General features: G+C 46.0%; 23 protein-coding genes and 1 tRNA gene. 20 read left to right on the plus strand and 4 right to left on the minus strand.

All coding sequences use genetic code 11. The features are described 5' to 3' along the window. Positions 1-55 precede the first annotated feature (55 nt). From infC to VC178_RS08045, 10 genes are all read left to right on the plus strand, one after another. Positions 56-580 (plus strand): translation initiation factor IF-3, encoded by a 525-nt coding sequence (gene infC / locus VC178_RS08000; protein ID WP_191904683.1) that lies wholly within the window; start codon positions 56-58, stop codon positions 578-580. 138 nt (positions 581-718) lie between these two features. Continuing rightward, positions 719-916 (plus strand): 50S ribosomal protein L35, encoded by a 198-nt coding sequence (rpmI, locus tag VC178_RS08005; protein WP_011902674.1) that lies wholly within the window; start codon positions 719-721, stop codon positions 914-916. Between the two features lie 25 nt (positions 917-941). After that, on the plus strand, positions 942-1,307 hold the full coding sequence (gene rplT / locus VC178_RS08010; protein ID WP_215294733.1) for a 50S ribosomal protein L20: 366 nt from the start codon (positions 942-944) through the stop codon (positions 1,305-1,307). 27 nt (positions 1,308-1,334) lie between these two features. Next, the gene (gene pheS, locus VC178_RS08015) at positions 1,335-2,381 is read left to right on the plus strand and encodes a phenylalanine--tRNA ligase subunit alpha (protein ID WP_323482146.1); all 1,047 of its coding nucleotides are present in this window, start codon (positions 1,335-1,337) and stop codon (positions 2,379-2,381) included. 23 nt (positions 2,382-2,404) lie between these two features. Next, positions 2,405-4,861 carry a phenylalanine--tRNA ligase subunit beta gene (gene pheT / locus VC178_RS08020; RefSeq protein ID WP_323482147.1) on the plus strand — a complete coding sequence of 819 codons (2,457 nt, stop codon included), beginning with the start codon at positions 2,405-2,407 and terminating at the stop codon, positions 4,859-4,861. Positions 4,862-4,913: 52 nt separating this feature from the next. After that, positions 4,914-5,237, plus strand: a complete 324-nt coding sequence (locus VC178_RS08025; RefSeq protein WP_215294729.1) for an integration host factor subunit alpha — start codon at positions 4,914-4,916, stop codon at positions 5,235-5,237. After that, positions 5,215-5,565, plus strand: a complete 351-nt coding sequence (locus tag VC178_RS08030; RefSeq protein ID WP_215294728.1) for a MerR family transcriptional regulator — start codon at positions 5,215-5,217, stop codon at positions 5,563-5,565. The genes VC178_RS08025 and VC178_RS08030 overlap by 23 nt, the downstream gene beginning before the upstream one ends. Positions 5,566-5,590: 25 nt before the next feature. Next, a tRNA-Pro gene (locus VC178_RS08035) sits at positions 5,591-5,667 on the plus strand. 33 nt (positions 5,668-5,700) lie between these two features. After that, the gene (locus VC178_RS08040) at positions 5,701-6,120 is read left to right on the plus strand and encodes a PaaI family thioesterase (RefSeq protein WP_251371998.1); all 420 of its coding nucleotides are present in this window, start codon (positions 5,701-5,703) and stop codon (positions 6,118-6,120) included. A 200-nt stretch (positions 6,121-6,320) separates the two neighbouring features. After that, positions 6,321-6,605, plus strand: a complete 285-nt coding sequence (locus VC178_RS08045) for an H-NS family nucleoid-associated regulatory protein (RefSeq protein ID WP_215294726.1) — start codon at positions 6,321-6,323, stop codon at positions 6,603-6,605. 76 nt (positions 6,606-6,681) lie between these two features. Here the strand turns inward: VC178_RS08045 and VC178_RS08050 are convergent, their stop codons facing one another. Continuing rightward, positions 6,682-7,380, minus strand: a complete 699-nt coding sequence (locus tag VC178_RS08050; RefSeq protein ID WP_215318003.1) for an excisionase family DNA-binding protein — start codon at positions 7,378-7,380, stop codon at positions 6,682-6,684. A 299-nt stretch (positions 7,381-7,679) separates the two neighbouring features. Here VC178_RS08050 and VC178_RS08055 point away from each other — a divergent pair, with 299 nt between their 5' ends. From VC178_RS08055 to bamC, 9 genes are all read left to right on the plus strand, one after another. Then, positions 7,680-10,535 carry a 2-oxoglutarate dehydrogenase E1 component gene (locus tag VC178_RS08055; RefSeq protein ID WP_215294724.1) on the plus strand — a complete coding sequence of 952 codons (2,856 nt, stop codon included), beginning with the start codon at positions 7,680-7,682 and terminating at the stop codon, positions 10,533-10,535. A 39-nt stretch (positions 10,536-10,574) separates the two neighbouring features. After that, a complete protein-coding gene (odhB, locus tag VC178_RS08060; protein ID WP_323482148.1) occupies positions 10,575-11,771 on the plus strand; it encodes a 2-oxoglutarate dehydrogenase complex dihydrolipoyllysine-residue succinyltransferase in 1,197 nt (398 codons plus the stop codon). Positions 11,772-11,783: 12 nt separating this feature from the next. Next, positions 11,784-13,220 carry a dihydrolipoyl dehydrogenase gene (lpdA, locus tag VC178_RS08065; RefSeq protein ID WP_323482149.1) on the plus strand — a complete coding sequence of 479 codons (1,437 nt, stop codon included), beginning with the start codon at positions 11,784-11,786 and terminating at the stop codon, positions 13,218-13,220. Further along, complete coding sequence (gene zapE / locus VC178_RS08070; protein ID WP_323482150.1) at positions 13,221-14,324, plus strand: cell division protein ZapE; 1,104 nt, start codon at positions 13,221-13,223, stop codon at positions 14,322-14,324. 9 nt (positions 14,325-14,333) lie between these two features. After that, the gene (locus VC178_RS08075; RefSeq protein WP_215317998.1) at positions 14,334-15,182 is read left to right on the plus strand and encodes a 3',5'-nucleoside bisphosphate phosphatase; all 849 of its coding nucleotides are present in this window, start codon (positions 14,334-14,336) and stop codon (positions 15,180-15,182) included. A gap of 31 nt (positions 15,183-15,213) precedes the next feature. Further along, on the plus strand, positions 15,214-16,416 hold the full coding sequence (locus tag VC178_RS08080) for a tryptophan--tRNA ligase (RefSeq protein WP_215317997.1): 1,203 nt from the start codon (positions 15,214-15,216) through the stop codon (positions 16,414-16,416). Between the two features lie 8 nt (positions 16,417-16,424). Next, positions 16,425-16,955 carry a class I SAM-dependent methyltransferase gene (locus tag VC178_RS08085; protein WP_323482151.1) on the plus strand — a complete coding sequence of 177 codons (531 nt, stop codon included), beginning with the start codon at positions 16,425-16,427 and terminating at the stop codon, positions 16,953-16,955. A gap of 110 nt (positions 16,956-17,065) precedes the next feature. Beyond that, positions 17,066-17,938, plus strand: coding sequence for a 4-hydroxy-tetrahydrodipicolinate synthase (dapA, locus tag VC178_RS08090; RefSeq protein WP_323482152.1), 873 nt, complete (start codon positions 17,066-17,068; stop codon positions 17,936-17,938). Then, positions 17,938-19,083: an outer membrane protein assembly factor BamC gene (gene bamC, locus VC178_RS08095; RefSeq protein ID WP_323482223.1), complete on the plus strand. Its 1,146-nt coding sequence runs from the start codon at positions 17,938-17,940 to the stop codon at positions 19,081-19,083. The genes dapA and bamC overlap by 1 nt, the downstream gene beginning before the upstream one ends. An 87-nt stretch (positions 19,084-19,170) precedes the next feature. Here the strand turns inward: bamC and VC178_RS08100 are convergent, their stop codons facing one another. Together VC178_RS08100 and VC178_RS08105 are read right to left on the minus strand one after the other, a co-directional pair. Further along, positions 19,171-19,359 (minus strand): hypothetical protein, encoded by a 189-nt coding sequence (locus VC178_RS08100; protein WP_216123847.1) that lies wholly within the window; start codon positions 19,357-19,359, stop codon positions 19,171-19,173. A 108-nt stretch (positions 19,360-19,467) separates the two neighbouring features. Continuing rightward, complete coding sequence (locus VC178_RS08105; RefSeq protein ID WP_323482153.1) at positions 19,468-20,700, minus strand: cupin domain-containing protein; 1,233 nt, start codon at positions 20,698-20,700, stop codon at positions 19,468-19,470. 54 nt (positions 20,701-20,754) lie between these two features. On the opposite strand from VC178_RS08105, the gene VC178_RS08110 reads away from it, so the two are divergent. Beyond that, the gene (locus VC178_RS08110) at positions 20,755-21,375 is read left to right on the plus strand and encodes a peptidylprolyl isomerase (protein ID WP_323482224.1); all 621 of its coding nucleotides are present in this window, start codon (positions 20,755-20,757) and stop codon (positions 21,373-21,375) included. Positions 21,376-21,390: 15 nt separating this feature from the next. Here VC178_RS08110 and cysE read toward each other — a convergent pair whose 3' ends face one another. Then, positions 21,391-22,149 carry a serine O-acetyltransferase gene (gene cysE / locus VC178_RS08115; RefSeq protein WP_323482154.1) on the minus strand — a complete coding sequence of 253 codons (759 nt, stop codon included), beginning with the start codon at positions 22,147-22,149 and terminating at the stop codon, positions 21,391-21,393. Between the last annotated feature and the right edge of the window lie 20 nt (positions 22,150-22,169).

A 22,169-nucleotide genomic window follows, 5' to 3' on the forward strand; every position in this document is an offset into this window, starting at 1 on the left:
GGCTCAGGTGGATATTTGTACGGTTTGTTATTGAATTTTTAAAGGAATAAAGAAGATCGCTACTGAAAAATTGCAGCGCATTAACCGGGAAATTACTGCTCCTGAAGTGCGTTTGATTGGAATTGATGGAGAGCCCATCGGTGTAGTTAAGTTGAGTGAAGCCTTGGCAGCAGCAGAAGAGAAAGAGACCGATTTGGTTGAAATTGCTCCAACAGCTGTACCACCTGTAGTCAGGATTATGGACTTTGGCAAATTCAAGTACCAAGAAGCGAAGCGGATGCACGAAGCTAAGCTGAAGCAAAAAGTGATTCAGGTGAAGGAAGTTAAATTTCGTCCCGGCACTGATGATGGTGACTACGGTGTGAAGCTACGCAATTTAATCCGCTTTTTGGAAGATGGCGATAAAACAAAGATTACGCTGCGCTTTCGGGGTCGTGAAATGGCCCACCAAGAAATCGGAGCAAGAATGTTGGAACGTTTGAAGTTGGACTTACAAGAGTTTGGTCAAGTTGAACAGTTTCCAAAAATGGAGGGTCGCCAGATGGTGATGGTATTAGCCCCCATTCGTAAGGCTAAGTAACTAGGTTCTACCTGGTTCTGATGTAGCGAGGCACTTTTGTAATTGCTGAAGGTGCTGGTAGTGAGAAGTGCTTCTGGGTACAGGAAGAGTAGCCGTCGGTTACCACCTATGTTGCACAAGTAGAAGAAGGGGTGCTTTATGCCCAAGATGAAGAGCAAGAGTAGCGCTAAGAAGCGCTTCACGGTTCGCGCAGGCGGAACGATCAAACGAGGTCAGGCTTTCAAACGCCACATCCTCACCAAGAAGACCACAAAGAACAAGCGTCATTTGCGTGGTTCCACAGAAGTTGCGAAAGCTGACGTTAAGTCAATTCGCTCCATGCTTCCTTACGCTTAACCTCAGACTAGATTAGGAGAATTCAATGCCAAGAGTCAAACGTGGGGTTACAGCAAGAGCCCGTCATAAGAAAATTACTGATGCCGCAACAGGTTACCGCGGTCGTCGTAAAAACGTATTCCGGATTGCTAAGCAAGCGGTTATGCGTGCTGGTCAATATGCTTATCGTGACCGTCGCAACAAGAAACGTGTATTCCGCGCTTTGTGGATTGCTCGTATCAATGCGGCAGTACGTGAGCATGACATGACCTATAGCGTATTCATGAATGGTATGAAGAAGGCTGCGATCGAACTCGACCGCAAGGTGCTTTCTGATATGGCCATTGCTGACAAAGCGGCTTTCGCTGCTTTGGTTACTCGGATCAAATCCGTAGTAAGCGCTGCAGCTTAATTCTTAGTTTCTAAAAACTAAGCTGCAATGGTTTCTCTCGACCAAATTGTCGAGGATGCTAAACGTGATTTCTCTGGAGCTGCCGATTCGGCGGCTCTTGAGGACGCGAAAGCCAAGTATCTCGGTAAATCAGGTGTTCTCACCGAGCGTCTCAAAGCGCTTGGTGGAATGTCGCCTGAAGAGCGCAAGAGTGCTGGCGCCCAAATTAATCAAATCAAAACTCAAGTAGAGGCTGCATTACATGAGCGCCGTCAAGCTTTAGCGGATGCCGTATTGCTCCAACGTTTAGCTGCTGAATCGATTGACGTCTCCTTACCAGGACGCGGTCAGGCGGTGGGTAGCTTACATCCCGTTATGCGGACTTGGGAGCGTGTTGAGGAGATCTTTCGCTCCATTGGTTTTGATGTGGCTGATGGTCCTGAAATTGAAACTGATTGGTTTAATTTCACAGCACTCAATAGCCCAGAAAATCATCCTGCGCGTTCAATGCAGGATACCTTTTATATCGATGGCAAAGATGCTCATGAGAAGCCTTTGCTATTGCGTACCCATACCAGCCCAATTCAAGTGCGCTATGCAAGTGAGCATGTCAAGAAATATGCCAACGCTGATGTAATGCCACCGATTAAAGTGATTGCCCCTGGTAGAACCTATCGAGTGGATAGTGATGCAACCCACTCACCCATGTTTCATCAGGTTGAAGGTTTATGGATTGCTGAAAGTGTTTCATTTGCAGATCTTAAGGGCGTCTATACCGACTTCTTGAGAACCTTCTTTGAAACAAACGAATTACAAGTGCGCTTTCGCCCTTCGTATTTCCCATTCACGGAGCCTTCTGCAGAAATTGATATGGCCTTTGGTAGTGGCAAGCTTGCCGGCCGTTGGTTAGAAATTTCTGGTGCAGGGCAGGTTCATCCGAATGTGTTGCGCAATATGGGCATTGATCCAGAGCGTTACACCGGCTTTGCCTTTGGTTCTGGTTTAGAGCGTTTAACTATGTTGCGTTACGGTATAGATGACTTACGCCTCTTCTTTGAAAACGATTTACGTTTTTTAGCGCAATTTCCTGCATAAAAAAATAATCCCTATAAAGACATATGCAATTTTCTGAATCTTGGCTCCGACAGTATGTAAATCCAGCGCTTGATAGCGATGCTTTGGGTCATGCTATGACCATGGCAGGTTTAGAGGTTGAAGAGCAACATTCAGTAGTGCCTGCATTTACGAAGATTGTGGTTGCGCAGATTTTGTCTGCCGAGCAACATCCCGATGCTGATCGTTTACGTGTTTGTAAGGTAGATGCTGGTACGGGTCAAGAGTTACAAATTGTTTGTGGCGCACCAAACGCTCGTGCTGGCATCAAAATTCCATGCGCTTTAGTTGGCGCTGAATTACCTCCAGCAGAAGCAGGTGGTAAGCCTTTTATGATTAAAGTCGGCAAGCTGCGTGGCGTAGAGAGTCAAGGCATGCTGTGCTCAGGTCGTGAGCTTGGTCTTGGCGATGATCACGAAGGTATTTTGGAGTTGCCAGCAGATGCACCCATTGGTGAAGATATTCGCAAGTATCTTGACTTAGACGATCAAGTCTTCGTCATTAAGTTAACCCCAAATAAAGCGGATTGCCTCTCCTTAATGGGTATGGCAAGAGAGGTCTCTGCGATTACTGGTGCCCCCCTTTGTGCGCCTAAATGGAATGCGCCAGTAGTATCAATTGGTGACAAGCGTAAGGTTACTGTAGAGAGCAAAGAGCTCTGCGGACGTTTTGCTGGTCGCGTGATTCGTGGCGTCAATCCTCAGGCTAAAACACCTGATTGGATTGTGCAGCGTTTATCACGTGCCGGCCAAAGAAGTATTTCTGCATTGGTTGATCTCTCTAACTACGTGATGTTAGAGATGGGTCAACCTACACACGTATTTGATATCGATAAGTTAGAAGGTGACATTACTGTGCGCTGGGCTAAAGCTGGCGAAACACTTGAACTCCTCAACGGTCAAACAGTAACCCTCGTTGGCCCCGACTCTGCAGGTAAGCTACAAGAAGCAGGGGTGGTCGCTGATCAAAAAGGTCCAGTAGCCTTAGCTGGAATCATGGGTGGTAATCATTGCGCTGTAAGCGATGACACCAAAAACATTTATGTAGAGGCAGCATATTGGTTGCCTTCAGCCATTCAAGGGCGTGCCCGTCGCTTCAATTTCAGCACTGATGCTGCTCATCGTTTTGAACGTGGCGTAGACCCGCAAAATACCGTCTATTGCCTTGAATATCTCTCATCCTTAATTCTGGAAGTCTGTGGTGGCCAAGTTGGCCCTGTAGATGATCAAGTCCTGAACGTACCAGAACGTAAGCCAGTCAAAATGCGTTTGGCACGAGCAGAAAAAGTGATTGGCATCCCCCTCACTAAAGAAGTAGTTGCAGATGTATTCCATCGGCTTGGTTTTGAATTTAAGCAAGAAGGGGATGTATTTGAAGTTACGCCTCCTAGCTATCGCTTTGATATTGAAATTGAAGAAGATTTGATTGAAGAAGTTGCTCGGATGTACGGCTTTGAAAATATCCCTGATCAGCCACCGATAGCTTCACTCAAGATGAGCGCTAAAGCTGAAGCAAAGCGTGGCATTCATTTATTACGTCAGCGCTTAGCTTTGCAAGGTTATCAAGAAGCAGTCAATTTTGGCTTTACTGATTTCGAAAGCGAGCAGCGCCTAGCTGGCGCGCAAGAGGAAGATGTGATTCAGGTTCTCAATCCCATTGCTAATCAGTATGGCGTGATGCGAAGCAATCTTTGGGGTGGTTTACTGTCTAACCTCAAATCTAATTTAAATCGGGGAGCAGGGCGAGTGCGCCTGTTCGAGACGGGTCGTGTATTTAAGCGAGATTCCAAGGTTCAAGAAGCCTCTGGCAAAGTAGCAGGCTTTCATCAGCCCCAGAAAATTGGTGGTTTAGCTTATGGGTCATCCGTTCCAGAGCAGTGGGCGAGCATGACGAGAGCGGTTGATTTTTTCGATGTCAAGGGCGACCTAGAGCGTGTTTTAGACCCATTGCATTTTGTAACTGAATCAGCCCAACATCCTGCCTTACATCCGGGGCGCAGTGCAAAAGTATTGATTAATATCGGCAAAAACACGATTGAAGTTGGCTGGATTGGTGAGTTACATCCAGGTTTACAGCAGGCGTATGAACTTCCTCAAGCACCTGTGCTATTTGAACTAGATTTAGAGTCTATACGTGAACTTGGTTTGCCTGTACCAGAGGAGTTGAGTAAATTTCCCGCAGTGCAACGAGATTTAGCGCTAGTAGTGAAGCAAAGTGTTTCTGCTCAGTCCTTATTGGATGCAATGACTTCCACAAAACAGAATTTTGTGCGCTCTATTGAACTCTTTGATGAATTTAAGCCAAAAGCAGGCTCAAGCAGTATGGCGGATGATGAAAAGAGTTTGGCATTTCGAGTGACTTTACTTAACCCTCAGGAAACATTACAAGACCCTCAAATTGATGCTGTTATGGCTGCATTATTGGGTGCAGTAGAAAAAAAATGCACTGCTCGTCTGCGCTAGGTTTACTATTACAGTTATCAAGAGAAATACAAAGCTACATAAGAGACTATCAATGAACGAATTACTTGCCAGCGATACCGTTACCAAAAACGAACTTTCAGAAGCGCTCTTCGATCAAGTGGGCTTAAACAAACGTGAAGCAAAAGATATGATCGACGCGTTCTTTGATCGTATTGGTAAATCACTTGAGGCTGGTACTGAAGTAAAGATTTCTGGCTTCGGTAATTTTCAGTTGCGCAATAAATCGGCTCGTCCTGGCCGAAATCCAAAGACAGGTCAAATGATTCCAATTGCTGCTAGACGTGTAGTCACCTTTCACGCAAGTCAAAAGCTTAAAGATGTAGTGGAGTCGCATGCTCGAGAAAACCGAGTTTGATGCTAGCTCGGCACTCCCGAGCTCCCAACTCCCCCCCATTCCAGCCAAGCGCTACTTCACTATTGGTGAGGTAGCTGACCTCTGCGGCGTGCGTTCACACGTTCTACGTTACTGGGAACAAGAATTCTCTCAGCTGAGCCCGCAGAAGCGTCGTGGTAATCGCCGCTACTATCAGCACCATGAAGTGGTCTTAATTCGTAAAATTCGTGCCTTGTTGTACGAAGAGGGCTTTACTATCAGCGGCGCTCGAAATCGCCTTGAAGAAGCGCGCGGAGAACTCCGTTTGCGTGATGAATTGCAAGCCGTTCTGCAAATTCTGTCTAAATAGATACTGATACAATTTTGTCTCTCGTCGGGGCGTAGCGCAGCCTGGTAGCGTACATGCATGGGGTGCATGTGGTCGGAGGTTCAAATCCTCTCGCCCCGACCATTTATTTTTTTTAGTCTTTTAATGTATTCCAATATGAATCCATCAAACCCCAGCTCGCAAAATCACAATAGAACAATTTACTTTGGCTTGGACATACCCTTTTTGGATCATTTGGGTGTAGTGCCTGAATATGCAGAAGCAGGCAAAGTCCGAATTAGCTATACCGTGAAGCCAGAACATACCAATAGCTTTCATGTTGCTCAAGGCGGTCTCATCATGACTCTTTTAGATTTTGCGATGGGGGCTGCCGCGCGAACCGCTTCAAATCATGAGCTAGGTGCAATTACCATTGACATGACTACTAGTTTCTTAAGGCCTAGCTTAGGAAAAATCATCGTTGAAGGCAGCCTTTTGAAAGCCGGCAAGTCTATTAACTACTGTGAGGCTGTTGCTCTGAATGAGGCTGGAGAGATCACCGCAAAGGCTAGCGGGACTTTCATGTTGAGAAGGTAATATACACCATAATTAATAATAGTATTTATAATGATTATGTTTAATTAATAACTATTATTACTATAAACCCTTGATAAATATGGGTCTATATTCATAATCCATTTATATTTCTCCATTAAGAAGTTTATCTATATAATAAGGACACGAAATACATTATCAATAAGATATTTCTAATAACCTATTATTGGAGTAATCAATAGATGTCTTCTTATAAAGAACTTTTAGCTCAACGCGAGCAATTAGATAAGCAAATTAAAGAAGCAATTAACCGTGAAAAAGCCGACGGAATTGCAAAAGCGAAGCTCATTATTGAGCAATATCACCTAACTGCCTCAGACCTATTTAGTCGTAAATCAGGTGGTAAAAGTGCTGGCGGCAAGGTGGCCCCTAAGTATCGCAACCCATCTACCGGTGAAACTTGGACAGGACGCGGTAAGGCTCCTAAGTGGATTGAGGGTAGAGATCGCAGTAATTACCTCATTTAAGTGGCTTGGTAAGTCAGTAAGCTACTGAAATGATTAAAAAAAGGCCGCTTTAGCGGCCTTTTGTATTTTTGTATTACTAGGCACATTTCCTAGCTAAAGCCTCCAGAAAGAGCGGTTCCAACAGCTCATGGCGACTGCTCTGGGCTAATGAGGCTTCTAGGTCAGGATTTGTGGCTGGGTAGCCAATAATCAGGGGGTTTAGGTCTATCAAGCCATTTTCAAGCTCTTCTTTAATGGATTCTGAGAGTGGTGACCTGTTTCCGTGGTTTTCGTCCGCTAAGGCAACTACGCCAGGGTGAAGCTTAATAAAACCTTCATCTACTAGTATAGGAATGCGCTGTGTGTCCTTGTTTTTACTAAGATAATGGATTAAATGAACTTGCTCAACTGGCGGGATTAGCGCGTCCAGGAAGATTAAATCCGGTGCTATTGAAACCGCCTTCATTAAGCCTTCTAAACTATCTACCGCCACCTCCATATGGACTTTGAGGTGCCAATCTTGAATGGATTGCAATAATTCCTCACTATTCTCAGTTCTCCTAAAAATACCCATAGCGATGCAGTTTTGGGTAGTTTTCTGCCGCATAGCCCGTTTTCTTCTCTGAAGTTGCTGCTCAAGTGAGCTAGCGAGAATGCGGCGATGGCCGCCACGGGTCTTCCAGGCGATTAATTCGCCTAATTCCACCATTTTTTGAACAGTTCCTAAAGAGACCTGTAGGACTTTGGCGCTTTGCCTAGTACTGAGATATTCCATTTCTGGCGTAATTGCTTTCATATTCCCCTTAATTTCATTAATTCACTTGAAGATTTAGAGAATAAAAATCAATTCGAATTCTATCTGTCCGTAGTTATTGAAAGCTGAGTAGGAAAGTTCTTATTCATTTCTGATTTATGGGGGGGAATCCCGAAATCCTCCTCATCAGGGAAAGTCCTTTATCTAGCAATGGTCAATCGTGTTAAATTACTGCTGTAGTGTCTGTATTTGCACAGAGCAATTCGTGAAACGGTAGAGCCGCGTAACGGAAGGTTATAACCACAGTTTTTAATCGGGAAACCCGATGAAAGGTGAGCATCATGATGCAGGACCAAAGGGATAATTCCTATCTCTTCGGCGGAAACGCCCCCTATGTAGAAGAACTCTACGAATCCTACTTGCACGATCCAGCTTCTGTTGCTGATCATTGGCGAGATTATTTTGATAACGTGAAACAAGTCCCGGCTGTGGATGGTTCATCTCGAACCGACATTGCGCACGGACCGATTGTTGCGTCATTTGCTGAACGGGCTAAACAAGGTCCTATTAGAACAATTTCTGATTCAGCTGACTCGGAAATGGGTCGTAAGCGGGTTGCAGTCCAACAGTTAATTGCGGCGTATCGTAACGTCGGTAACCGCTGGGCCAACACTGATCCCTTAAAGCGGACAGAGCGCCAGGATATTCCTGAGCTTGATCCAGCTTTCTATGGCTTTACTGATGGCGATATGGATATCGTCTTCAATACCAGCAATACATTCTTCGGAAGAGCTGAAATGAGCTTGCGTGATTTACTGCAAGCATTGCGTGAGACCTATTGCGGCACGATTGGTGCTGAATATATGTTCATCACTGATCAAAAGATTAAAAAGTGGTGGCAAGAGAAGCTGGAATCGATTCGCTCAAAGCCCTCATTTAACGTTGATAAAAAGCGTCAGATTTTAGATCGCATTACTGCTGCTGAGGGCTTGGAACGTTATCTTCAGGCGAAGTATGTTGGTCAAAAACGCTTCTCTCTTGAGGGGGGTGAAAGTTTTATTGCCTGTATGGATGAATTGATTCATGAGGCTGGTGCCAAAGGTGTTCAAGAGATTGTGATTGGCATGGCTCATCGCGGTCGTCTGAATGTTTTGATAAATACTTTAGGAAAAATGCCTAAAGACTTGTTTGCTGAGTTTGAGCATAAAGGTCCTGAAACCTTACCAGCTGGTGATGTGAAGTATCACCAAGGTTTTTCAAGTGACATCTCGACACCAACCGGTCCAGTGCACGTTTCTTTGTCTTTTAATCCCTCTCACTTAGAGATTGTGAATCCTGTAGTGGAGGGTTCAGCTCGTGCTCGCATGGATCGTCGCGGGGACGTATTAGGCCAGCAAGTACTTCCTGTCTTAGTGCATGGAGATGCTGCCATTGCTGGTCAGGGAGTGATGCAAGAAACTTTAGCGATGGCTGAAGTGCGTGGATACTCGACTGGCGGCACAGTTCACATTGTTATTAATAACCAAATTGGTTTCACGACTTCAGATCCGCGAGATTTGCGCTCTAGTTTGTACTGTACGGACATCATGAAAATTATTGATGCGCCGGTATTGCATGTGAATGGCGATGATCCTGAGGCAGTCGTTTTAGCAACTCAGCTGGCTATCGAGTTCCGCACACAATTTCATAAAGATGTGGCAATCGACATTGTTTGCTTCAGAAAACTGGGTCATAACGAGCAAGATACACCCTCGATGACTCAGCCCTTGATGTATAAAATTATTGCTGCGCATCCTGGTACACGCAAGCTATACGGCGATAAGCTAGAGGCGGAAGGAACGCTACCCGTTGGCACGGGAGATCAGATGGTCAAGGACTACCGAGCTGCGATGGATGCTGGTAAACAGACCTCTGACCCAGTTCTGAGTAATTACAAAGGCAAGTTCTCAGTGGATTGGTCGCCATTTTTGAATAAGAAATGGACCGATGAGGCTGACACAGCGATACCGCTAACGGAGTGGAAGCGCTTGGCAGAACGTGTTTCAACTGCCCGCGAAGGTTTTAAAGTACATCCCTTGGTTGAAAAGGTATTGAATGATCGCGCTGCAATGGGTCGCGGTGAAACGAATGTCGACTGGGGTATGGGTGAGCATATGGCCTTCGCATCCCTAGTGGCCAGCGGTTATCCAGTGCGTTTATCTGGTGAGGATAGTGGTCGTGGCACCTTTACGCATCGCCATGCAGTTTTACATAATCAAAATCGTGAGAAGTGGGATACCGGTGTTTATATTCCCTTGCGCCATATTGCAAAAGATCAAGCACCATTTCTCGTGATTGACTCCATCCTGTCTGAAGAGGCTGTGCTTGGATTTGAATATGGGTATGCTTCCGCTGAACCGAATACGCTGACGATTTGGGAAGCACAGTTTGGTGACTTTGCTAATGGCGCTCAAGTGGTGATCGATCAGTTCATTGCCTCTGGCGAAGTGAAGTGGGGTCGTGCTAATGGCTTGGTTATGATGTTGCCGCATGGTTATGAGGGCCAAGGTCCAGAGCATTCTTCTGCGCGTCTTGAACGTTTTATGCAGTTATGTGCAGATACCAATATGCAGGTCATTCAGCCAACCACAGCATCACAGATTTTCCATGTATTGCGTCGCCAAATGATTCGTCAGTTCCGCAAACCGCTGATCTTGATGACGCCTAAATCATTGCTGCGCAATAAAGAGGCTGCGTCACCTTTATCTGAATTTACTAAGGGTGGATTTCAAACGGTTTTGGGTGAGCGTGATGACACGATTGACGCTAAACAAGTAACTCGTTTAATTATGTGCTCTGGTAAGGTCTACTACGACTTAGTGAAGCAGCGGGCTGAAAGAAAGATTGCTGATGCAGCGATCATTCGTTTGGAGCAGTTGTATCCATTCCCGCACAAAGCATTAACTGCTGAGTTGAAGAAATATCCAAAATTGGAAGAGGTAGTCTGGTGTCAAGATGAACCACAAAACCAGGGCGCCTGGTTCTTCGTGCAACACAACATCTTAGAGAATATGTCTGATGGTATGAAGTTAGCGTATGCGGGCCGTCCTGCATCTGCTTCGCCGGCTTGTGGATATGCTCATCTGCATCAAGAACAACAGAAGTCTCTTCTCAATACGGCATTTGCCAAATTAAAAGGTTATGTGATCACGAAATAATCGTCTTCATTACTCATATACATATAAACAGGATTAATCATGGCTATTTTTGAAGTTAAAGTTCCCCAACTCTCCGAGTCAGTTGCTGAAGCAACCTTATTGCAGTGGAAAAAGAAAGTCGGCGACGCAGTGGGTCAAGACGAAATCTTGATTGAAATTGAAACCGATAAAGTCGTACTTGAAGTGCCATCACCATCTGCAGGTGTTTTGACAGAAATCATTGTTGCCGATGGCGGCACTGTTGTTGCTGAACAATTGATTGCAAAGATTGATAGCACTGCTGTAGCCTCTGCTCCTGCTGCTGCAACTCCAGCTACACCTGCCGCCGCTCCTGCGAAAGCTGCTGCACCTGCTAAAGCTGCTGGCGCAGCAGCTGCTCCTTCGGCGGCAAAGATCCTCGCTGAAAAAAATGTCAGCGCTGCGCAAGTAGCTGGCTCTGGTCGTGATGGTCGTATTACCAAGGACGATGCTTTGAATGCCACTGCAGGCGGAACAAAGTCTGCTGCCTTGCCGAATGTATCCATTCCAACTGGCGATCGTCCAGAAGAGCGCGTACCGATGAGTCGCTTGCGTGCTCGTATTGCTGAGCGTTTACTGGAGTCACAGGCCAACAATGCCATCTTGACCACCTTCAACGAAGTCAATATGGCCCCCGTGATTGCCATGCGCAATAAATATAAAGACCAGTTTGAGAAAGTTCATGGCGTGAAGTTAGGCTTTATGTCTTTCTTTGTAAAGGCAGCTACGCATGCTTTGAAGAAATTCCCATTGCTAAATGCTTCTGTTGATGGCAACGATATTGTTTACCACGGCTACTTTGATATTGGTATCGCAGTGAGTTCGCCCCGTGGCTTGGTAGTGCCTATTTTGCGCGACGTTGACCAAATGAATTTGGCCGACATTGAGAAGAAAATTGCAGAGTTCGGTACCAAGGCTCGCGAAGGTAAGTTGTCGATTGAAGAGTTGACTGGTGGCACCTTCTCCATCTCTAACGGCGGTGTGTTTGGTTCTATGCTCTCTACCCCAATCATCAACCCTCCACAATCTGCCATTTTGGGTATTCATGCGACTAAAGATCGTGCTGTTGTTGAGAATGGTCAAGTGGTAGTTCGCCCCATCAACTATTTAGCTCTGTCTTATGACCATCGCATCATTGATGGTCGCGAGGCGGTGCTTGGTTTGGTTGCCATGAAGGATGCTTTAGAAGATCCCTCACGCCTTCTCCTTGATTTATAAGAAGGGAAGATCATGAGCCAAGCTTTTGATGTTCTTGTAATCGGTGGTGGCCCGGGTGGCTATATCGCCGCAATTCGTGCAGCGCAACTGGGTTTTAAAGTAGCCTGTGCTGAGTCAAATGCCTTTGATGATCCTAAGGGTGAGCCCCGTTTAGGCGGAACTTGTTTGAATGTCGGCTGTATTCCTTCCAAAGCCTTGCTGGCTTCTTCTGAAGAGTTTGAGAAGATCAGTCACCATGCTGCTGATCATGGCATCAAAGTAGGCTCTGTCAGTATTGATTCTAAAAAGATGATTTCTCGTAAAGATGAGATCGTTACTAAGATGACTGGCGGTATTCAGTATTTATTCCGCAAGAACAAGATCACCTTGCTCAAGGGCCATGCTTCTTTTGAAGGTAAGGGTGCCGACGGTTATCAAGTGAAAATTGACGGCAAGGATAAAGAAACGGTTTCTGCCAAGAACGTGATCATTGCTACTGGATCTAAAGCACGTCATCTGCCTGGTTTGCCTGTAGACAATGTATTGATCTGCGACAATGAAGGTGCATTGAAGTTTGATTCCGTGCCTAAGAAATTAGGTGTGATTGGTGCCGGTGTGATTGGTTTGGAACTGGGCTCTGTATGGCGCCGGTTGGGCTCCGAAGTCACTGTGCTAGAAGCATTGCCTTCATTCTTAGCTGCTTGCGATACCGGTATTGCTAAAGAAGCGCAAAAACTGTTTGTGAAGCAGGGTCTGAACATCAATATGGGTGTGAAGATCGGTGATGTGAAGGGCGATAAAAAGGGTGTTGTCGTTAACTACACTGATAGCGCTGGTAAAGCTGCAAAATTGGAATGCGATCGCTTGATTGTTTCTGTTGGTCGCATACCGAATACCGATAAATTAGGTTTGGACAAGATTAGCCTCAAAGTAGACGAGCGCGGTTTTATTCCAATTGATGACCACACCTGCGCTACAGCAGCGCCTGGCGTTTACGCTGTGGGTGATGTTGTTCGTGGACCCATGTTGGCCCATAAAGCAGAAGACGAAGGTGTCCTGGCTGCTGAAATCATTGCTGGCCAAAAACCACACATTGATTACAACTGTATTCCGTGGGTAATTTACACAGATCCTGAAATTGCTTGGGTTGGTAAAACAGAGCAGGCTCTCAAAGAGGCTGGCATTGCTTATAAAGCGGGTCAATTTCCATTTGCAGCGAACGGTCGTGCATTGGGTATGGGTCGTGCTGATGGTTTCGTGAAAATATTGGCTGATGCCAAAACCGATGAGATTCTTGGAGTACACATCATTGGACCAAACGCTTCCGACTTAATTGCTGAAGCTGCGGTTGCTATGGAATTCAAAGCGGCAGCAGAAGATATTGCTCGCATCTGTCATCCGCACCCAAGTTTGTCAGAGGTGATGCGCGAAGCAGCATTAGCGACAGATCAACGTGCACTCAATATGTAATTGAAAACCATTGAGTATTACCATCAAGAGTTAAAAGCCCGCGGGTATCATAGCGATCCCGCGCAGCTCCGCGCTGTAGAGCGTTTACAGCAGTGCGAAGATGAATGGATTGCCTATAAAGAGATCCGCAGTAACAATCTCAAAAAAGCGCTGTTTAAGCCTGCCTTGCCGCAAGGGCTTTATCTCTGGGGTGGCGTTGGACGTGGTAAATCTTTTCTCATGGACTGCTTTTATGCAGCTTCTCCAATAGAGAAAAAGATTCGTATTCACTTTCATGAGTTCATGCGAGAGGTGCATCGAGAATTGCATGAGCTCTCAGGATTGGCAGATCCGCTTGATGAGCTAGCAAGGCGTATTTCCAATCGCTATCGCTTAATTTGCTTTGATGAGTTTCATATCAATGATATTGCTGATGCCATGATTTTGTACCGCTTACTCAATGCGCTCTTTGTGGATCGCGTGCAATTTATCATGACATCGAATTATCGGCCAGATCAACTGTATCCAAACGGCCTTCACCGTGATCGCTTGCTGCCCGCAATCAAACTGTTAGAAGAGAAGTTGGATGTTCTGAATGTCGATGCGGGTAATGATTACCGCCGCGTGCAAATGGCTCAAGTTGAAGCGTACTTAACACCTGTTAATGCGCAAACTCAGGTTACCCTGGGTCAAATGTTTCAAACCCTGATAGGTAATCAAAAAGAGGCGCGTAACCCTGTCTTATATATCGAGTCTCGTGAGCTACGACCGCTCCATATGGCTAACGGCGTAGTGTGGTTTGATTTTCAAGTCCTCTGTTGTGGTCCACGCTCTCAAAATGACTATCTTGAAATCGCCAAGCAGTTTCATACCGTGATTTTGTCTGGGGTGCCTTATATGCCGCCCAGAATGACCAATGAGGCACGACGCTTTATTTGGCTGATTGATGTCTTATATGACCATAAAATCAAGCTCATTATGTCTGCTGAAGTCCCAGCGCCGGATTTATACACTGAGGGTCAAATTACCGCTGAATTCTCCAGAACCGTGTCCCGTTTGATCGAGATGCAGTCTCGTGACTACCTGGATGCGCCCCGTCGGCTCATTGACACCAGCTTGACCTAAAATAGGGTCATGAGCAGCTTTTCTACCTTAAATGCCGATTTGCACTGCCACTCAGTAATTTCTGATGGCACTTTGACGCCTGAAATATTGGCAGAACGTGCCAAAGCCAACGGAGTGAACTTATGGGCGCTGACCGATCATGATGAGTTGGGTGGTCAGCAGCGTGCCAAAGCAGCGGCTAGTGCTCTCAGTCTGGATTATTTAGCTGGCGTCGAAATTTCAGTGACCTGGATGGGGCAAACCATCCATATCGTTGGCCTTGGGATTGATGCGGACCATGTGGGCATCATTGAAGGTTTGCGTCGTACTCGTGATGGTCGTGGCAATCGCGCGAAGTTAATGGGCGAGCAATTGCTCAAAGTGGGTATACCGGGCGCATACGAAGGTGCATTACATTACGCTGGCAATCATGAACTCATCTCCCGAACCCACTTTGCTCGCTTTTTAGTTGAGCAGGGGGTTTGTAAAGATACAGAGCACGTCTTTAAAAATTATTTGGTTGAAGATAAACCTGGCTATGTGCCCCATATGTGGGCTAAGCTAGATGATGCAGTAGCATGGATTAAGGCTGCCGGTGGTGTGGCAGTGATTGCGCATCCTGGTCGCTATAACTTCAATGCCATGCAAATGGACGAGTTATATAAACACTTTAAAGATATTGGTGGTCTCGGTATCGAGGTGATTACCGGCAGTCATAGCCCAGATCAATATCTGACCTATGGCAAGATAGCCCAGCAATATGGTTTTCTGGCCTCACGTGGATCAGATTTTCATGACCCCGACGAAAGTCATATTGATTTAGGGACCTTGCCCCATTTGCCTGAGCACTTGACGCCAGTTTGGTCAGTGTTTCACTAATACAACTTCACAATAAAGATAAAGAAAAACGATGTTTGCTGAACGTGTTTTATCCGGTATGAGGCCTACGGGCAATTTACATCTTGGCCATTACCACGGCGTATTAAAAAATTGGGTGCGCTTGCAATCGGAATATCCCTGCTTTTTCTTTGTTGCGGATTGGCATGCCCTCACTACTCATTACGAAACCCCCGATGTCATTGAGCAATCCGTTTGGGATATGGTGATCGATTGGTTGGCTGCTGGTGTAGATCCCAATCAAGCCACTTTATTCATTCAGAGCAAGGTGCCCGAGCATGCTGAATTGTTCTTATTGCTCTCGATGGGAACTCCTTTGGGCTGGTTAGAGCGGGTGCCGACCTATAAAGATCAGATCGAAAAGCTCAAAGAAAAAGACCTGCAAACCTATGGTTTCTTGGGCTACCCCTTACTCCAAGCCGCCGATATTCTGATTTATCGGGCTCAGCATGTACCCGTGGGGGAAGATCAGGTTCCTCACGTAGAAATGACTCGTGAAGTTGCACGTCGTTTTAATTATCTTTATGGTCGTGAGCCTGGCTTTGAAGAAAAAGCACTCGAAGCGGTGAAGAAATTGGGTAGTAAGCGCGCCAAGATGTATTTAGAGTTACGCATTGCATATCAAGAGCGCGGTGATGATGAGGCCCTAGAGCAGGCCAAGGCACTACTGCAAGAGGCGCAAAGTTTGTCGATGGCTGACCGCGAAAGACTCTTTGGATTCTTAGAGGGTGCACGCAAAATCATTCTCCCAGAACCACAAGCTTTATTAACTTCTGCTTCCCGTATGCCTGGTATAGATGGTCAAAAAATGTCCAAATCTTATGGCAACACCATTGGCATTCGCGAGCTGCCCGAAGAGGTGGTTAAGAAAATTAGAACCATGCCTACAGATCCTGCTCGAGTCCGCAGAACAGATGCTGGAGATCCAGCGCGTTGTCCTGTATGGCAATTGCACACCGTCTATTCAAATGAAGAAACTAAGCAATGGGTAGACCAGGGTTGTAAGTCTGCTGGAATTGGCTGTCTTGAATGTAAGCAACCGGTCATCGATGCAATTTTGGCTGAACAGCAACCGATGTTTGAGCGTGCCCAAAAGTATTTGGACGATCCAAGTCTTTTGCGTTCGATCATTGCTGATGGTTGCGATAAAGCGCGAAAAGTCGCCCAAGAAACTATGCGTGAGGTCCGCGAAGCAATGGGTCTTGCGTACGATTGAGAGCTTGCTTGACAGCGCAGCATGATGCTCAGCTAAATGCCTCCCCTTGGGTGAGGCGCTTTGCCTCACACATTCCTAAAGAGGGTTTGGTATTAGATCTGGCATGCGGTGCAGGTCGCCACGCTACTTTCTTAGCTGACATGGGCTACTCCGTGTTCGCTGTTGATCAAGATATCGCTTTGATTAAGCAAAATAAGAGCCCCCTAATTACAAGTAAAGCTTTCAATTTAGAGCTGGAAGAGTGGCCCTTAGAGGGTCTCGAATTTAGCGGTATTGTGGTGACTAATTATCTCTACAGACCCCATTGGGATCGTCTACCCGTAATGTTAGCTAATGGCGGGGTTTTGATTTATGAAACCTTTGCCCTTGGCAATCCCCAATTTGGTAAACCATCCAATCCAAATTTCCTTTTAAAAACTGGGGAATTACTAGCTTTAGCAGCTCGCCATGGCCTAAAAGTCATTGCCTACGAGGATATTTTTATAGATGAACCCAAACCAGCCATGGTTCAGCGCCTTTGTGCTCTAAAAGAAGGGTGAAAAGGGCACATTCCGTTACAATTTCAAGCTTAAGACAGTTATCAATCGGTAAACATTCGGTGACAAATCCAGTTCATTCCAAAACTAGTAAAAAGACCATTTCAGGCAGCATGCCCGCTATTGTTACGCCGATGTTTGACGACGGCAGTTTGGACTTTGCTAGCCTCAAATCTTTGCTTGATTGGCATGTTGCCGAAGGAACTGATGGAATCGTCATTGTTGGCACTAGTGGTGAGTCGCCGACCGTCTCTGTAGAAGAACATTGCGAATTAATTCGAGTAACGGTGGAACATATCGCAGGACGTATTCCGGTGATCGCTGGTACTGGTGGTAATTCCACAGCTGAAGCAATTGAATTAACGAAATTTGCTAAAAAGGTTGGTGCTGATGCCAGCCTCCAAGTAGTTCCTTACTACAACAAGCCTACGCAAGAGGGCATGTATGCCCATTTCAAAAAGATTTCTGAGTCTGCAGATTTGCCAGTGATTTTGTATAACGTTCCTGGACGCACAGTAGCTGATTTATCTGGTGATACTGTGGTCCGTTTGGCGGCTGTGCCGGGCATCATTGGCATTAAAGATGCAACTGGTAGTCTAGAGCGTGGCACCTTATTGATCAATGATCTCAAGCGAGCAGGTCACAGTGATTTCTCCGTATTCTCTGGCGATGACTTAACGGCTGCGATGTTGATGTTGATGGGTGGTAAAGGCAATATCTCCGTCACTGCTAATGTGGCACCTCGTCTCATGCATGAGTTGTGTGTTGCTGCGATGTCGGATGATGTTCAAAGAACGCGTGAGATTCAATATCAATTAATTGCTGTGCATAAAGCTATGTTTACCGAGGCCAACCCAATTCCAGTGAAATGGGCGCTTCATGAAATGGGCAAGATTACCGCGGGTATTCGTTTGCCCTTAACCCCTTTGAGTACCTCGCTAAGAGAGTCATTAAAGGCAGCATTGAAACAGGCTAACTTACTATGATGAATTTGCTTTTGCTCTCTCGCCGATGGTTGTCTTTATTGGCTTTGCCGATGGCTGCTCTCGCATTAATTTCTTGTAAGTCGGTTACTAGTAACGATACGGTTGACTATAAGAGTTCTGGAGCCGTTCGTGGTCCTAATTTGTCCTACCCACCAGATTTGATTACCGCCCAGGCTGATCGCCGTTATATTGTTCAAGATGGTACGGCCACCATGTCTGAGTACAACGCAGCTGTTAAAAAATCAGCACAAATGCGAACCAATGTGATGACCGGTATTCCAGGCATGCGCATTGCAAAAGATGGTGAGCGCAGGTGGCTGGTGGTAGAAAAACCTGCTCCTGAACTGTATCCACAAGTAAAAGATTTCTGGCAAGAGAATGGATTCTTACTAGTAGTGGATTCGCCTTCAACCGGCATTATGGAAACCGATTGGGCTGAAAATCGTGCAAAGATTGCGCAGGATTGGATTCGTTCGACCATTGGTGGTGCGCTAGATTCAATTTATGACACTGGTGAGCGCGATAAATATAAAACCCGTTTAGAGGTTACCAAGCCCAGTGAAACTGAGATCTATATTACTCAGCGTGGCGCGATTGAAAAGTGTGTTACGGATAGTACAACCACAGCTTGTAATTCAACAATTTGGACATCAAGACCTAATGATCCAGAGCTTGAAGCAGTCTTTTTGGCGCGTTTGATGGAACGCCTAGGGATGACTCAGGAGCAGGCTAAGGCCATGGTTGCTGCTCCACTAGGTCCTAAGACGCCTAAGGCGAAGTTTGTGCAAGAAGGTAATAACAAGGGTTATATTGAGTTGAGCGCTGGTTTTGATCGCTCATGGCGAGATATTGGTTTGGCACTTGACCGCTCCAACTTCACCGTTGAAGATCGCAACCGCTCACAAGGTGTGTATTTTGTTCGCTATGTGAACGCTAAGGATGTGGGCGATTCCAAAGGTTTCTTCTCGAATCTCTTCAGCGGCAAAGATGATTCAAAACTGCAGGCTAAAAAATACCAAGTGATCGTGAAGAGTACTGGTGAGAATTCTTCTAACGTCTATGTTCAAGATGCTGATGGCAAGCCTGAAAATACACCCGCTGGCTTCCAGTTATTGACACTGCTGACCGAGCAATTAGCTAAATAGGAAGCGCACGCTTTTAGATAACTACAGTTCATTTTTGACTCAATAAAAAAGCCGCTTTTCAGCGGCTTTTTTTCTTCATGAAGAAGATTACTTCTTAGCGTCAGCAGCAGGGGCGGCTGGAGCAGCAGGTGCTGCAGGAGCAGCAGCAGGAGCTTCAGCAGCAGGGGCGGCAGGAGCTGCAGCAGCAGGAGCTTCAGCAGGTTTTGCTTCTTCTTTTTTACCGCAAGCGGCCAAAGCGATAGCTAACATTGCAGCAAATACGAGTGACTTCTTCATTTGTAATTTCCTCTTAAAAAATTAAACACCAATTATCGATAATTGTTGTGGGAGATACCAAGGGCAAATCCCTAGGTAGTTTCCTGTATTTATTATAGCCATACCTGATTAATCTTTGAAAATCAGCCAACCAGCGAGGTAGGCTTCGTAAAGACTTGTTTTGCTGCTATTTTTAAGCCGGTTAGTTTGTAGTCTTTTGGTGGACGATAGAGCGTTCCAGGCAGATATGATCTCGATGGTTTGATCTTTTGTGACATTGTCACCATTGCAAAATACCTGTTTGCCAAGGCTCAAAATACGGCTTTGGGGGCTTGGAATGAGTGATGTATTAGCCAGCTTCTTGAGAAATTGGCTCGGGCTTAAGGGCTGCATGGGACCATCAAAAAATGCCTGCTGTTTGGGTTCGGATAGGTATGCGGTGATGCCGGGTAAAAATCGATCAATTTGGTTCAAGTTCAGGCTAGCTAATTGTTCACGTAGTTGTTTGATGAGTTCTTGTGGAAGTTGCTCAGGGCTGGCGGTTGACCCCTGTTTTGGGTCAGCAAATTTACGCTCTAATTCGGGAATGTCTTCCAAGGATTCGGCGAGTCGCCATAAACCCTCTTGAAGCAATTCTTTAAAGCTAGGAGAGCGAAACCCTACAGACCAGGTTTGACAGCCAGCATCTAAAGCGATCCCATCATGAGCCACATGGGGAGGGAGATACAGCATATCGCCGGGCTCAAGCACCCACTCTTGTTCGCATTGAAAATTCTGCAGAATCTTCAGCGGCAACTTAGTATCGAGGCTTAAGTCTTTCTGTTGAGAGATGCGCCACTGTCTTCTTCCTGACATTTGGATGAGAAAAACATCATAGGAATCAAAGTGGGGCCCCACGCCTCCACCAATGCCAGCAATACTGATCATCAGGTCATCTAAGCGAGCATCAGGTATAAAACGAAACCAAGAAAGTACTTTTGCAGCTGCGGGATGATGGGCTTCCATACCTTGGAGCAAAAGCGTCCAGTCCCGCATATCGAGCTTGGGTAAGGATTTTTTCTGGAAGGGTCCCTGATCAAAGCGCCAAGGCTTAGATTGAATGAGGCGAGACTCTACTTCCTCTTGAGCGGCAAAGTGAACTAATTGTTCATAAGAAATCGGGCTTTCTATGGACTCCTCGTTTTGAGAGCAAAGCGCAAATGCTGGAATGGCTCCCCGAACAAGCAAGGGCTTTTTATGCCAAAACCGTTTCATGAACTGCTCAGGGCTCATTCCGCCAAATAGGGCCCAGGACTCGTTTAAAGGGAGCTTTTGGGGTGCTTGGGGCGGCTGATAAGGCTTGCTCAAGTAAAATGAACTCATAAAGTAAAGGCTAGTGTTAAATCATTAAAAAAACGAATGTACGACAAATTGCGCATGAAGATTGAAAAAAATACTATCGTATCCCTTCGATATAAATTAACCGATGCTCAAAATAATGTCATCGAGGAGCCAGATGCTCCGATGGTATACCTGCACGGTGGCTATGAAGGCACTTTCCCCAAAATTGAATCGATGTTGGACGGTCAAGACATTGGCTATGAAGCCACTATTCAATTAGAGCCTAATGAGGCTTTTGGCGAATATGACCCAGAGCTACTGAAGATAGAACCACGTACGCGCTTCCCAGAGCCATTAGAAGTAGGCATGCAATTTGAAGGCGTTCCAGATTCTGATGCAGATGAAGAGTCTGAAGATATCTCTGCATCAGCTGATGATGCAGACGAAACTGACGATGAACCTTTGATCTATACCGTGACTGATGTGGCTGATAACCAAGTTGTTCTAGATGGTAATCATCCCCTGGCAGGGATGGCTCTTCGCTTCTGGGTGCAGGTAGAGGATGTGCGCGCAGCGACTGATGATGAAATTCAAAATCGTTATCCCGAAGGAAGTGAGAACTTTACCTTTGGTATGCCCAATGAGGACGAAGATGAGGAAGATTTTCTTGAGAAAGCACTGAGCTTAAAAACCCAGGCACCACGCACCTTGCATTAATCCGCAAGATAGACATTACTCTTTAAGCCATTCCTTAATGGCATCCAGATCGCGCTTGGTATCGCTGTTGGCAGGAGAATCTGTCGGAAGATTGCTTAACTTGGCGAGCGCCTTTTCAAGCTGAGCAATTTTGGCCTCTTGTTCGATCGTGGCATCAATTAAACCCTTGAGCGCCATCGATACTGGATCGTCTACATTGGGCGTGACACCATAAGCAGAAAAATACTCTTTCGTTTTGCTATCTGCGCTTTGAGGCAGATCAGGATGCAAGATGCGCGCAGGGATGCCCACTGCAGTAGCTCCTGGAGGAATTTCTTTTAAGACGACGGCGTTTGATCCAACGCGTGCACCATCGCCCACAGTAAATCCACCGAGTACTTTTGCACCAGCACTCACCACTACACCTTTACCCAGGGTGGGGTGACGTTTCACCCCTTTATAGAGAGAGGTGCCACCTAAAGTCACGCCCTGGTAGATGGTGCAGTCATCCCCAATCTCAGTAGTCTCGCCAATCACAATACCAAGACCATGATCTAAAAATACGCGACGACCAATCTTGGCGCCCGGATGAATTTCAATGCCGGTGATAAAACGTGACAGCATCGATAGAACCCGTGCAATCCACTTCAGACCTAGGTTCCATAAAAAATGAGAGATACGGTGCAGCCAAACTGCATGTAAGCCTTGATAGCAGGTGATCACCTCGAGACGGTTTCTAGCTGCGGGGTCTCGGAGGATGATGGAGTCGATTTGGTCGAAGAGTGAATTAAACATGGCTAGATTTTAACGGGGCT

This window comes from Polynucleobacter sp. AP-Sanab-80-C2 (assembly GCF_035012965.1).
Classification (GTDB): Bacteria; Pseudomonadota; Gammaproteobacteria; order Burkholderiales; family Burkholderiaceae; genus Polynucleobacter.

Excerpts from the sequence above, each read along its gene's own strand:
- rpmI (WP_011902674.1), top strand. The coding sequence starts at position 719 with ATGCCCAAGATGAAGAGCAAGAGTAGCGCTAAGAAGCGCTTCACGGTT.
- rplT (WP_215294733.1), top strand. The coding sequence starts at position 942 with ATGCCAAGAGTCAAACGTGGGGTTACAGCAAGAGCCCGTCATAAGAAA.
- pheS (WP_323482146.1), top strand. The coding sequence starts at position 1,335 with ATGGTTTCTCTCGACCAAATTGTCGAGGATGCTAAACGTGATTTCTCT.
- pheT (WP_323482147.1), top strand. The coding sequence starts at position 2,405 with ATGCAATTTTCTGAATCTTGGCTCCGACAGTATGTAAATCCAGCGCTT.
- VC178_RS08025 (WP_215294729.1), top strand. The coding sequence starts at position 4,914 with ATGAACGAATTACTTGCCAGCGATACCGTTACCAAAAACGAACTTTCA.
- VC178_RS08030 (WP_215294728.1), top strand. The coding sequence starts at position 5,215 with ATGCTCGAGAAAACCGAGTTTGATGCTAGCTCGGCACTCCCGAGCTCC.
- VC178_RS08040 (WP_251371998.1), top strand. The coding sequence starts at position 5,701 with ATGAATCCATCAAACCCCAGCTCGCAAAATCACAATAGAACAATTTAC.
- VC178_RS08045 (WP_215294726.1), top strand. The coding sequence starts at position 6,321 with ATGTCTTCTTATAAAGAACTTTTAGCTCAACGCGAGCAATTAGATAAG.
- VC178_RS08050 (WP_215318003.1), bottom strand. The coding sequence starts at position 7,380 with ATGAAAGCAATTACGCCAGAAATGGAATATCTCAGTACTAGGCAAAGC.
- VC178_RS08055 (WP_215294724.1), top strand. The coding sequence starts at position 7,680 with ATGATGCAGGACCAAAGGGATAATTCCTATCTCTTCGGCGGAAACGCC.
- odhB (WP_323482148.1), top strand. The coding sequence starts at position 10,575 with ATGGCTATTTTTGAAGTTAAAGTTCCCCAACTCTCCGAGTCAGTTGCT.
- lpdA (WP_323482149.1), top strand. The coding sequence starts at position 11,784 with ATGAGCCAAGCTTTTGATGTTCTTGTAATCGGTGGTGGCCCGGGTGGC.
- VC178_RS08075 (WP_215317998.1), top strand. The coding sequence starts at position 14,334 with ATGAGCAGCTTTTCTACCTTAAATGCCGATTTGCACTGCCACTCAGTA.
- VC178_RS08080 (WP_215317997.1), top strand. The coding sequence starts at position 15,214 with ATGTTTGCTGAACGTGTTTTATCCGGTATGAGGCCTACGGGCAATTTA.
- dapA (WP_323482152.1), top strand. The coding sequence starts at position 17,066 with ATGCCCGCTATTGTTACGCCGATGTTTGACGACGGCAGTTTGGACTTT.
- bamC (WP_323482223.1), top strand. The coding sequence starts at position 17,938 with ATGAATTTGCTTTTGCTCTCTCGCCGATGGTTGTCTTTATTGGCTTTG.
- VC178_RS08100 (WP_216123847.1), bottom strand. The coding sequence starts at position 19,359 with ATGAAGAAGTCACTCGTATTTGCTGCAATGTTAGCTATCGCTTTGGCC.
- VC178_RS08105 (WP_323482153.1), bottom strand. The coding sequence starts at position 20,700 with ATGAGTTCATTTTACTTGAGCAAGCCTTATCAGCCGCCCCAAGCACCC.
- VC178_RS08110 (WP_323482224.1), top strand. The coding sequence starts at position 20,755 with ATGAAGATTGAAAAAAATACTATCGTATCCCTTCGATATAAATTAACC.
- cysE (WP_323482154.1), bottom strand. The coding sequence starts at position 22,149 with ATGTTTAATTCACTCTTCGACCAAATCGACTCCATCATCCTCCGAGAC.